Genomic DNA, 12,930 nt, shown 5'->3' on the forward strand with positions numbered 1-12,930 from the left:
TCAGCTTATAAACAACACAGTTATGTCCACAACTTTAGGAAGAAGCGAAAGCGGCAGCCTGTGGGATCGTTTCTGTCAATGGATTACTAGCACCGACAATCGGCTTTATATCGGCTGGTTCGGGGTTTTAATGATTCCTACCCTATTGACCGCTACCATTTGTTTCATTATTGCCTTTATTGCTGCACCACCCGTTGATATTGACGGAATTAGGGAGCCAGTTTCTGGTTCTTTATTATACGGCAATAACGTCATCACTGGTGCTGTTGTACCTACATCTAACGCGATTGGTTTGCACTTTTACCCCATTTGGGAAGCTGCTTCAATGGATGAATGGCTCTACAACGGTGGCCCTTATCAGCTCATTGTCCTGCACTTTCTGATTGGTATTTTCTGCTGGCTTGGTCGGCAATGGGAGTTAAGCTATCGTCTAGGAATGCGTCCTTGGATTTGCGTAGCTTACTCTGCTCCTGTAGCTGCTGCAACTTCGGTTTTTTTAATTTATCCGATTGGTCAAGGTAGCTTTTCTGACGGGATGCCTCTGGGGATTAGCGGCACATTTAACTTCATGTTGGTATTCCAAGCCGAGCATAACATTCTTATGCACCCATTCCATGAATTCGGTGTAGCTGCGGTGTTCGGCGGTGCTTTTTTCGCAGCAATGCACGGTTCTTTAGTGTCTTCCTCTCTAGTCAGAGAGACAACAGAAGCTGAATCTATAAACTATGGTTACAGGTTTGGGCAAGAACAAGAAACCTATAGCATTGTAGCGGCTCATGGTTACTTTGGGCGGTTAATCTGGCAATATGCCAGCTTTAACAACTCGCGTTCCTTGCACTTTTTCTTAGCAGCTTGGCCTGTAGTTGGTATCTGGTTGACGGCATTGGGCATCAGTACGATGGCGTTTAACCTTAACGGGTTCAACTTTAACCAATCAATTCTTGACTCCAAAGGTCATGTAGTTAATACATGGGCTGATGTACTGAACCGGGCCAATTTGGGTATAGAAGTGATGCACGAACGCAATGCTCACAACTTCCCACTGGATTTGGCGGCGGGTGAGGCAGTACCTCTGGCAACGATTGTACCTGTAATTCACGGTTAATTGTAATTTAAAATTCACTGCGCTCTCTGTCTAGAGGGCGCTTTTTTCATGCATAAAGCTATAGTTATACAAATATTTACATAGATAAAATATAAAAAAATATCTGGTGTATTTGGGTACAATTACTAAATTGTTGCTCATTTATATTAGTAAATGCATTGGTATAAATAAAAATAATTATCAAAACTGTAAGCAGTGAGTAAACTAACTACTGAAGGTTATCCCTGGATACATACATTAGACCTCTTGCAAAAATATATTTTTGCACTCTTAGGGAAAAGGAAAAAGGTTAAAGGGAAAGGATTTTGAGTTTCTTTACCCTTTTCCCCTTCCCCTTTACCCCGACTTTTGCAAGAAGTCTATTGTGTTTCCACAGACTACAAATCTCAGATTTTAATTTTTGTCTCAATTCAATATAAAATCTAAAACTTAAAATCCAAAATCAACATGGCAAACCTAACTCCTAATTCTAGTTTTAGTTTGACACTGCGCTTGCAGATTCCAAATCGTGTAGGAATGTTGGCATCGGTAACTCAGGCGATCGCAACTACTGGCGGTAATCTTGGTCAAATTGATTTAATTGAGCAAACCCGCAAAGAGTCCACCCGCGATATTACTGTGGATGCTGCCAGTACTGAACACGCTGAAACGATTGTACAAGCAATCAAGGTGTTGCCAGATATCAAATTACTTAGTGTCTACGATCGCACCTTTAATTTGCATCGCGGTGGCAAAATCAGCATTGCTAGCAGAATTCCCCTGAAGAGTGTGTCTGATTTAGCAATGGCTTACACGCCCGGAGTCGGTCGAATTTGTACTGCGATCGCTCAAGACCCAGAGGAAGTTTACAACTTAACCATCAAACAAAACACTGTTGCTATTGTTACCGATGGTAGTGCTGTTTTGGGTTTAGGAAATCTCGGGCCAGCCGCCGCCCTACCAGTCATGGAAGGCAAAGCCATGCTATTCAAGGAATTTGCGGGGCTGGATGCTTTTCCTATCTGTCTCGCCACCCAAGATACAGAAGAAATTATCCAAGCAGTTAAGAATATCGCTCCGGTGTTTGGGGGCGTGAATTTAGAGGATATTGCTGCACCTCGCTGCTTTGAAATTGAAAAAAGATTACGCCGAGAGTTAGATATCCCCGTTTTTCACGATGATCAGCACGGTACAGCAATTGTCACCTTGGCAGCGTTGTTTAATTCCCTAAAACTGGTACATAAATCCTTAGCAGAAATCAAGATCGTGATTAACGGTGCTGGGGCGGCGGGAGTGGCGATCGCTCGGTTACTCCGTAAAGCTGGGGCAGAACAAATCTGGATGTGCGACTCTAAAGGGATTATCTCTACCAATCGCACCGATTTGACAGAAGAAAAACTCGAATTTGCTGTGAAAGGTCAGGGTACATTAGCGGGTGCAATGCAAGGGGCAGATGTGTTTATTGGTGTCAGCGCACCAGGAGTTTTGACACCAGAAATGGTGCAATCGATGGCCAAAGATCCAATTATCTTTGCAATGGCAAATCCGATTCCAGAGATTCAGCCAGAATTAGTCAGTAAAGATGTTGCTGTCATCGCGACCGGTCGCAGTGATTACCCAAATCAAATCAATAACGTCCTCGCTTTTCCTGGGGTATTCCGTGGTGCTTTAGATTGTCGGGCACAGACAATTACGATCAAAATGTACCTAGAAGCCGCAAGTGCGATCGCTTCTTTAGTTAAGCCTTCAGATTTAAATCGGGAACATATTATTCCTTCCGTCTTTGATGAGCGCGTTGTCACTGCTGTTGCTGCTGCTGTGCAACGTGCCGCACGTGAAGAAGGTATCGCCCGGAATTAATAACTAAAATAATCACTTTTATGGGATGCGCGTCTCGCTCGTCCCTAAGTTTTTAGGCTGCAATCTATTTGCGCTATAAACTGATGTTAAACAGATAAGAATTGATGCATGATTGGTGATTAGATGAGTTGGGGCTACCAATTTAGGAGCAAAGTAACACATCTAAAACACCATCATGTCAACTGTTTGCAATGAAGTATCAAGTTGGGGACGAGTTTTTACAAGAACTACCACTGATTTTAGGGGGGCCAATCCTCAAACATACTGAGCCAGAGTCTGTGACAGTATGGATGGCACTGAAACAGTCTTGTCAGGTAGAACTTAAGGTTTATGACACAACAAATGATGGTGAAACACTAGGAAATTGCTTATTGGAGGGAGAACGCTCTACCTTTGCTCTGGGTAAGTATCTTCATGTAGTTGCCATCACGGCTCGGTCTACAATTGGACATCGCCTAACTGGAGGTCACATCTATGCATACGACCTCCAGTTTACTGTTGCTGACCAAACCCTGCAAATGCAACAAGCATTATGTTCAAACTCCTCTCCTCCAGTCAGCATCAGCTACTTCGATCATCAAAAACCAACCTTTGCTCTACCGCCAAACCGTCTTCAAGATTTGCAAATTGTCCATGCTTCCTGCCGTAAACCTCATGGGCATGGGTTTGATGCACTACCAATTCTCGATAGTATGATTCAGGCGTCAGCAAATCAACCCCAACGCCGCCCTCATCAGCTATTTCTCACCGGAGATCAAATTTACGGAGATGATGTAGCAGATCCGTCGTTGTGGGTTTCCACTACTCTTGGTGATGCCCTCTTGGGTTGGGAAGAACAACTTCCGGTGAATGGAGTGTACTGCACTCCCCAGCAGCTACCCCCTGGAGAGCGGGCTGATGTGGCGACAAATCAAGCTGGCTTGACCGCCGGATTACATAATAATGCTGAGAAAGTCAACAGTCATCTTTTCAGCCTGGGTGAATATTACGCTACTTATTTACTTGCTTGGTCGCCAGTGTGCTGGCCGACAACATTTCCCAAAGGAGAGCAAGTAACGCGCGATCGCCATGCTATCAAAGGCTGGAATCGCGCAGTTAAGCATTTGCGACAATTCATCTATACGCTTTGGAAAGTGCGCCGCGCCCTTGCCAATATCCCCATGCACAGCATCTTTGATGACCATGATGTTAGTGATGACTGGAATTTAAACCAAGCTTGGTGTTTGCGAGTATTGGGGCGGCCATTGGGGCGAAGAATAGTCCAAAATGCATTGTTAGCCTATACAGTATTTCAAGGATGGGGCAATACACCAGGGCAATTTGCAGAAGGAAAACCAGGTGAAAAGCTGTTGGCGGCTGCACAAGCTTGGTCAGCTTCTCAAGGAACGGATGTAAAGGCTAATGAGGCGATCGCTCGTTATGTAGGTATGCCAGCCAACGATCCCCACACAGACTTACCTATTTTAGTCCGAGACGGTTCGGTGTTTATTCTGGATCGACATCCGGAAGCACTGACTTGGCACTACATAGTCAGAAGCGATTGCCATGAAGTAATTGTGTTGGATACACGTACATGGCGGGGTTATCCAGCCGATCAAAAACCAATTGCACCACCGATGCTGTTGTGTCCAAAAGCCTTTGAGCAACAACTACTTTTACCTTTACAAGAAGTAGTTGAACAAACTCAGATTAAAACTACATTTGTGATTGCCCCCACAAATGTATTTGGATTACAAGTGATTGATTGGATTCATCATTGGCATTTAAACCAGGAGAAAGTTTTTTCAACAGATGTTGGAGATGCCTGGAACATTAATGTTGAAGCACTGGCGAAATTCCTAACCACTTTGTTTGAGGAACGTCAACAAGTTGTGATTCTATCTGGGGATATTCATTACAGTTCTGTTGCTCACTTATCTTATGCACGCACCCATTCCAAATTACAATCTGTCTTGGTACAGTTAACCGCTAGTGCATTGAAGAATGAAGAGATGTTGACGCGGCTGATTCATACACGATTAAAAGATTGGCTCCTCCCAGAAAAGATACGACATTGGATCGGCTGGATTAATCCACCCAATATGGTAGAAATTTCCGAGAAACAATTACACCATAATCGTCACTTACTGAATAACCCTGACTGGCATTGTGTGCTGGAGTGGATACCTCGAAACAGTGTTCAGACTTCCACCTACACAGCAGATATATTATCCTTGATAGCTCCTTGGAAGCGAGCCGAAAATGCCAAATGGAAATGGTTACAACCTCTGATCTTTTGGAAATCTCGTTGGTTTCAGGAGGGACGAGAGGTAGTTGGATTGAATAATTTAGCTCTGGTTCACTTTGAGTTAGCAGATGAGAGTAGTTCTTGCAAAGTTATGCAAGATTTGTACTGGTTTTCTTGTTGGTATCCAACCCAAATTGTTTACAGCCGTTTTGAGAGCCAGTTAACGCCGAATCAGTCTTTATTACGATGACCAGCTTTGCTCTGCGAATGAAAATTTTGATTGTATATCTGGACACTCTAGATAAAATAAACTTACTGGAGAGTGATTTTTATGTCTACAACCCCAATTAGTGCAACATTGGCATAAACAGACAGAGATGCTGTGTTGCAAGCGATTAGCACGATTAAAGAAAAGCTACCATTTTTGGTTGATTTGAGTGCCGACGATCGCCAGACTTTACCCAAGATGGGCGATAAGAGCCGCGCCTTTGCAAGCATTGCATTAGAGGTGGCGGCGCAGAACCCAGAGTTTTTACCGCGATCGTTTGACTTGGATGAAATGCGAAAGGATGTGCAATTATTTGAAGCGTTGTATCCGGTGTTGCTGTCGTTGACGCAGTTACAAGAGTTGGTAGATGATACATCTTTTGCAGTCGGTAGTGAAGCTTATGCAGCCGCGTTGCAGGTGTATAACTACGCTAAAGCAAGTGGACAGGGCGCGGGTTTAGATGCAGTAGTTGTGGAAATGGGACAACGATTTGCTCGTAAGCCTGGAAAATCCAAGTCTCAAAAAGCAGTGTTGTAGAAAATAGCTCGGTACTTGCACTTAAAAGTTGCAACGTTGAAGCTCAAAATTTAAATGTTGGAGTTAAAAGCACGACATTTCGAGTTCTGAGCTTCATTTTTTGAGTTCAGAGGCTCAACATTCGAGTAAAAAGGTCGAACTTCCGAGTTCAGAGGCTCAACGGTCGAGCAAAAAGGTGCAACTTCCGAGTTCAGAGGCTCAACATTCGAGTAAAAAGGTCGAACTTCCGAGTTCAGAGGCTCAACGGTCGAGCAAAAAGGTGCAACTTCCGAGTTCAGAGGCTCAAGTTCGAGTAAAAAGGTCGAACTTCCGAGTTCAGAGGTTGAAAGTTGAGATTTTGAGAGCGATCGCAAAAGCATCTTATCCTAAAAGCTCGTTTATGATGAGGCATCACTAGGGGTTGGGTGAGGTTAACATAGTAAAAATATTCTCAGCCTCTTGTCAGTAAAAATGCCAAGTCAAGATTACAAATGGAAGCGATGTTCAGAGGCTCAACTGTCGAGTAAAAAGGTTCAACTTCCAAGTTCAGAGACTCAATTTTGCTGTTCTAATCAGTAAAAGCTGAGAATGTATGCAGCCAATTCAATAGAATTATCTCAACACGGCATATATTCACGTCATATACTATTGTGGAGGTCAAGAAACCCAAGCGAATTTTGACTTTGCCGAGAAACAAAAGTTTTCCTTTTGGCGGGAGGGTTAGAAAATGAGTGATTTACAAACCCAGTTACCCACAAATAAATGGATTTACACTTCTTGGGAGGAGTATGAGCAGATAGTCGCTAGCTTACTCAACGAGAAGGGAAAAAGTTATTACTACAAAGGACACATGAGGCTGGAGATGCCACCAGTTAGTTTTGCTCATGGTAAAGACCATGTAATAATTATTTTTGCTGTAACTCTATTTGCGACCATTAAGGGGATTCTAGCCACAGGTTTAGACACAACCACCTTTCGTAAAACTGGTGTTCAAGATTGTCAGCCCGATGTGGCGTATTACCTCAGAGAACGCGCCCAAACTATCCCAGCAGGTACAGGAATCGTCAACCTCGATCGCTATCCTGCACCAGATTTAGTGATTGAGATTGCGAAAACATCTCTGCTGGATGACTTGGGTACAAAGCGATCGCTCTATGAAGAATTAGGTATTGCTGAATACTGGGTAGTGGATGTGACAAATGCTCAAATCATTGCTTATGTGATCGCAGATCAAGGCAGTAAACGTATTCAAGAATCACAGGTATTGCCTGGATTGATAATTGCAATTTTAGAAGAAGCCTTACGCCGAAGTCGTGAAATAAGTCAGTCTGAAGTTTGCGCTTGGTTACTAAGCCAGTTTCAGCAAAATGAGGATTGAACTTTGGCAGTTTGGAGCATTGTTAATTACTCACAGCTTCCATCAGATTTACGATTGGATTCCGAGTATTATCAGCCTGAGTATCTATTTCAGGAGAAGAAAATCTCAAATCTTCATCCAAGATACTTACAAAATTTAGCAATTTTTAGATATGCGACTATTCCGAGAAAAAGAATGGTTATTTAGCCTACTGGTAATATCTCTATTTCTATGGCTGATATTCTTGGGAAACTCCCCTTTGCGAGATTGGGATGAAGGTACTGTGGCACAGGTTGCCCGTGAAATTTGGCGCGCCCCATTTGGTTCAATGCATTGGCTCTACCCCACCTTGGGAGGACAACCTTATCATAATAAGCCACCCCTGATGCACTTATTAATTGCTTGGACTTACTCGATCGCAGGTGTGAATGAGTGGACAACGCGTCTACCGGGTGCAGTGTTAACTGCTTTGGGAGTGCCTTTGCTTTACTTGGTGGGATGTTTGCTTTTTAACCAAATACCAGCTCTGTTTAGCGCTTTAGTTTACCTGACGATGTTGCCTGTGCTGCGTCATGGAAGGCTAGCAATGCTAGATGGTACAACTATTACCTTTTTCTTGCTGCTGTTGTTTTGTTTGCTAAAAGCACGCCAGAATCGTCGATATGCTCTAGGCGTGGGATTTTGTCTAGGGTTAATCACTCTTACGAAAGGGATGATAGTTTTGCCACTAGGAGCGATCGCTTGTCTATTCATGATTGCAGATCGGCAGTTTGCTTTGTTAACAAGCCCCTATTTATTAGTGGGAATATTTTTAGGAAATGCACCTGCGATCGCTTGGTTTATGGTTCAATGGCAACATTATGGCGAAACTTTCTTCCAAGTGAACTTTCAAACACAAACTTTTGATCGCCTGACACAATCTGTTGAAGGCCATAGTGGCCCACCTTGGTATTATTTAATTGAGTTAATTAAATATAGTTTTCCTTGGCTATTATTTTTACCAGGAGGTTTTTATCTAGCTTGGAAAAAACGTCATACCACCTGGGGTCGCTTAATTCTTATTGGCACAATTATTTACTTAGGGACTATTTCTTTAATGAGAACTAAGCTGCCTTGGTATGTTATGCCTGTATATCCATTTTTAGCTTTAGCAATTGGTGCGAAACTTAGTGAAATTTGGCAGTACGGTCATTTTAAGGTGCGAAGTTTGAGAATATTTATAACTATTATTGCTATTGCTGGTTTAGGAGGTTGTGTTTACTTTCTTCTTGCAAAGAAAGAGCCTACTTTAATAGTCATGAGCATTGTTTTGGCAATCAGTATGAGCATTGCAGCATGGCTAATTAAACAACGCGATCGCAACTTTATTCCAGTGTTATTTTTTGGGATGTACTTAGTTTTAGCACTGTTAATGAGTTCGCAATCATGGATCTGGGAATTAAAGGAAGCTTTTCCGGTTAAACCAGTAGCAGAATTAATTCGGACAAATGTTCCAACAGGAACACAAATTTATACTTCTTTTGCTTATGGGCGTCCCAGTTTAGACTTTTACTGTGATTGCAAGGTAACTCCTGCACCTGTGCCCACTTTACAACAAATGTTATCTAATAAATCTTATTTACTGTTAGACGATGGGGCTTTGCAGCAAATCAATTTAACTGGTAGTAAAATTATCGGTTCGGCTCAAGGATTTACACTGATTTCACCATAACTTAAATATGTAAGATATTTTACTTTTTTCTTTCATCTGAATGAATTTATCCTTTAGAGATATATGCTCTAAAATTGAACTTTGGATAAATCAGCACTGCTACGATCCTTCGTTTGTTACTTGAACAATGGATTGACTCGATTGGGCTAGATAGATACCCGCTAAAACTACGGCAAAAGTAGCCCAGTCAAACAAACCTACTTGTTCTGAAAAAATGAACCAAGCAAAAATAGAAGCTAGAACTGGTTCTAGAAGAAGTGTGACGGCGACAACGCCTGAAGATATTCTACTGAGGCTATAAGCTAAAAGTCCCTGACCCAGCACTTGACAGAAAAGAGCTTGAAAAATGATGAAAAACCAACCCGTCCAGGAATAGGGGAATAGTCTATTTTCGAGGAATGGTAGCACTGGTAGTAGAAACATTGTTGTCACTCCACAGCGCCACAGCATGATAGTTGCAGTACTAAATTTGGCTCGGAGTCTTTCTATCAGCAGCATACACGTAGCCATGAAAACCGCAGTTAGCAATGCTAATGCATCACCTAATATTTGATCGGTTGCAAATTGTACTTTATTGAGTTCAAATGCGATCGCTCCTCCCAAAGCAACGATCAGACCAATCACAAATCTGTTGTCGAAACGCCGACCAAATAATAAATACCCTGCCAAAGCAACAAATAAGGAGTTCAAATTAGACAGTAAAGCCACGTTGGCAACACTAGTTTGACTCAGCGACCAAGCCCACAATAGAAGGTAGGTTCCAGCAGAGGTTCCCATTGCCAACAATAGCCACACTTCTTGACTTGTAAAAGGCTTCTGTTCTATAGATTGTTTATCAAGCAAGGTAGGAGTAATACTATTTTCTGCCTCCTGCCTCCTGCCTCCTTCAATAGATTGTTGGTAGCGGAAAGCCTCAAGTCCATTCCACAAACCAAAGACAACCGTCGCAATCCAACTGCGATGAAATACTACAGCATTTGCACCAATTTCTTGTTGACACAATTTGGTCAGAGATGGTGCTAAAGATATGGGAATTAGAGCAAACAATAATGAGACAGTTCCTAATAAAGCTGGTGTTTCGGAGAATTGTTGCTTTAGGAATGACACTTTAATCGTCATACTTTGAACGAAAGTGTTAATTATATTTTTGACTGATTCTTGGAACGGCAAATTAACAGCATCTTGGCTAGATACGGCTAAGTATAAGCCCATTAAAACTACAGCGAAACCTACCCAATTTGAGAAAGTTAATGTTTCCGAAAAAATTACCAGAGCGAAAATGCCGCTAAATACTGGCTCTAACAGATGCACCAAGGAGACAATCACAGAGGAAAACTTGGCAAGGCTATAGGTCAAAAGCCCATGACCTAAAACTTGGCAAATTAGCGCCAAGCAAATTACCCAAAGCCACCCACTGACTGTAGAAGGAAAAAGCTGATCTTGAGTAAACAAAAGTATGGGGAGGATCGCTAAAGCCGCGATCGCACAGATCCACAATTGAATTGTAGCTGGAGAAAATTTGGTTCGTAATTTTTCTACTATCACCAAGTATGCACTCAATAAAACCGCCGAAACGATGGCAGCCAAGCTTCCTTGAACCTCGTCTGTAGCAATTTGCAACTCCTCAAATTCAATAGCGATCGCTCCGCCAAGGGCGATAACCATCCCAATCAGGAATTGGTTCTCAAAACGCTGACGAAATAACAGCCACACCCCTAAGCTAGTAAATATGGGAGCGAGATTATGCAACACACTAGAAATTGCAACGCTAGTTTGAGTCAGCGACCAAGCCAACAAAACTAAAGTGGCAGCCCAAAGAATACCAGCACCTAGCAATAGCAAAATATCCTGGCTGGTGTAGGGCTGCTGTTCTACAGGTTTGTCTCCAGAAAATCGCTGCCGTACTGCCTTGTATCCATGCCACAGAAAAAAGACCACACTAGCAAGCCAAAAGCGATTAAATACAGTAGCGCTGGGGCTGAGTTCAATTTCGCTCAATTTCATAAAAATAGAGCCAAAAGATATGGCACCTACACCTAGAAATAATGAAGCGATCGCTATCTTCGTTTGATTGGATACATTCATTAGGAAATTTAAATTCAATTTTTTAGCAATAATAGATTAAACCCTCTAAGCAATCCAATCTCTTGGGCAAATCCTACAGCTATTTTGGCTAGTAGTATCACAAAAGCGCCTAATATTCAACGAGCGCGGCAAATAACAAGAGATACATGGGTCTAGAATCCCGCCAAGTGGGTGTTGAACCCAACCATATTGCCAATTCTTTGTGCCAAGTGCAATTTGCATAAGCATATTTATACTCTACGCGGCTAAGACACTAATTTTTTTGAAAGATTGACAATTGAGAGCTAACAGGCTATCCAGTTTTTCTTTTTATCAGTGTTTGCGTGTTCAAAGCAGTGAGCTGAGGCGCAGTCCGCCGTAGGCATTGCTGTCTTAAATTCGGTGAAATTCGCATAAGAGATTGCTAATAAAAAAATTACCCAAATGAACGAACCAAAGAAACGCAGAGAACACAGAGAAATGAAGGGGAGAGAGTTGTTTGGTCAGTTTTGTGGATATTTTTTGATTTGAAAGTCCCTAAGCGACCCAATTCCAAATAGTAAAGTTGATCGCATAAACAAAGAGCAATATGATAAACCAAATAAATACTATATATTTCCAACGTTGCTGCTTGGAAAACAACAAGCCTAATGCAAGCGAGAGCGATACAATACCGTAAGCATAACGATTAATAGACGCTAGAGCTCCAGAGAATATTAGCATTAACAAAGAGCAAAAACCGTATATTGTAGCAACATTGTTAAGTTGGGTGCGGTAGTGCCACAACAAATAGCCGCCACCAAAGACCATAACAACTTTAATCAAACTATCTTTGCCCACTAATATAGCATCCGTAAATATATACCACCAACTCGGTTGCGCCCATGCCTTTTGTACATGAATGAATGCTAAGGGATCTCCAAAAGTAATAGCGCAATATACAGAGAATAAAAGTATCCCCATTGCTACAAAGAGACCCGCTATATAGGCGCTTAGGGATCTCCGTTCTATCCATGCTACGAAAATGAACGTGGGTAGTAATGTAATTCCTGTCGGCCGTGTCGCACTAGCTAATGCACCACAAAAAGCAGCCCATACATACTGACGGTTATCAAATGCTCGTAAAGCTGCTGTAGTCAAAAATAGAAATAGTCCTTCAGTATAAATTACTGTGCCATATAAAGAAAAAGGACACCAAGCCATCACAGCAATTACCCATTTCGCAACATCAATACCATGACGTTCTTTTGTCCAAGAGTACACAAGAAGCAACGCACCAAGAAAAGTTAGATTGCTTAACAGTGTACCAGCCACTTCAAACGGCAAACCAAACGTCATCAGCCCGCGAATGAGTAACGGAAATAAAGGATAGAAAGCAACAGAATACTGATTTCCATCATTAACATAGTTATAACCTTCAAGTGCAATTCTCCGATACCACTTACCATCCCAATGAGAGAAGAGTTCCCAACTGGGTTTAGGAATAAAATCGGGAGAAAAGTCTAGCGGATATGGAGGGTGCCAATATGGTTGTACGGGTGATGTATATATTAAAGGAGCAACAACTTGCATTGCAACTATAATTACAAGTCTGCTCAAAAACCACATTGCAATTACAAAAAAGTACCCATTAACTTTGAAACTATAATTTTGTTCAAATGTATTTTTTGCCAAATCTTTTTTTTTCATCAGACTAAAAATTAATAAGTAAAGGTAAATATACCAGTCTGCTTTGATTTTTGAAATTATTTGCGTAGAGAGAAAGTGAGGAAGAAGCCTTTTCGGGGTGTACTGATTTTTTTCATAAATCAAATACGAGTCCTATAGATTTAAATTAATGGAT

8 protein-coding genes are annotated in these 12,930 nt (G+C 41.9%); 6 read left to right on the top strand and 2 right to left on the bottom strand.

All coding sequences use genetic code 11. From position 1 onward, the window contains the following. Nucleotides 1-22: 22 nt before the first annotated feature. The 6 genes from psbA (at nucleotide 23) to RMY27_RS02375 (ending at nucleotide 9,023) form a co-directional block, all read left to right on the top strand. Nucleotides 23-1,105 (top strand): photosystem II q(b) protein, encoded by a 1,083-nt coding sequence (gene psbA / locus RMY27_RS02350; RefSeq protein WP_322660129.1) that lies wholly within the window; start codon nucleotides 23-25, stop codon nucleotides 1,103-1,105. A 447-nt stretch (nucleotides 1,106-1,552) separates the two neighbouring features. After that, on the top strand, nucleotides 1,553-2,944 hold the full coding sequence (locus tag RMY27_RS02355; RefSeq protein ID WP_322660131.1) for a malic enzyme-like NAD(P)-binding protein: 1,392 nt from the start codon (nucleotides 1,553-1,555) through the stop codon (nucleotides 2,942-2,944). Between the two features lie 191 nt (nucleotides 2,945-3,135). Further along, nucleotides 3,136-5,421 carry a PhoD-like phosphatase gene (locus tag RMY27_RS02360; protein ID WP_322660133.1) on the top strand — a complete coding sequence of 762 codons (2,286 nt, stop codon included), beginning with the start codon at nucleotides 3,136-3,138 and terminating at the stop codon, nucleotides 5,419-5,421. A gap of 132 nt (nucleotides 5,422-5,553) precedes the next feature. Next, on the top strand, nucleotides 5,554-5,976 hold the full coding sequence (locus RMY27_RS02365) for a hypothetical protein (RefSeq protein WP_322660135.1): 423 nt from the start codon (nucleotides 5,554-5,556) through the stop codon (nucleotides 5,974-5,976). A 706-nt stretch (nucleotides 5,977-6,682) separates the two neighbouring features. Further along, entirely contained in the window at nucleotides 6,683-7,333 is a 651-nt protein-coding gene (locus RMY27_RS02370; protein ID WP_322660136.1) for a Uma2 family endonuclease, read from the top strand. Between the two features lie 151 nt (nucleotides 7,334-7,484). Continuing rightward, complete coding sequence (locus tag RMY27_RS02375) at nucleotides 7,485-9,023, top strand: glycosyltransferase family 39 protein (protein ID WP_322660138.1); 1,539 nt, start codon at nucleotides 7,485-7,487, stop codon at nucleotides 9,021-9,023. A 99-nt stretch (nucleotides 9,024-9,122) separates the two neighbouring features. Here the strand turns inward: RMY27_RS02375 and RMY27_RS02380 are convergent, their stop codons facing one another. Together RMY27_RS02380 and RMY27_RS02385 are read right to left on the bottom strand one after the other, a co-directional pair. Then, nucleotides 9,123-11,108: a DMT family transporter gene (locus RMY27_RS02380; RefSeq protein ID WP_322660139.1), complete on the bottom strand. Its 1,986-nt coding sequence runs from the start codon at nucleotides 11,106-11,108 to the stop codon at nucleotides 9,123-9,125. 516 nt (nucleotides 11,109-11,624) lie between these two features. Beyond that, nucleotides 11,625-12,899: a hypothetical protein gene (locus RMY27_RS02385; RefSeq protein WP_322660141.1), complete on the bottom strand. Its 1,275-nt coding sequence runs from the start codon at nucleotides 12,897-12,899 to the stop codon at nucleotides 11,625-11,627. Nucleotides 12,900-12,930: the final 31 nt, after the last annotated feature.

The sequence above is a fragment of the Nostoc sp. DedQUE09 genome (assembly GCF_034530915.1).
Lineage (GTDB): Bacteria > Cyanobacteriota > Cyanobacteriia > Cyanobacteriales > Nostocaceae > Nostoc.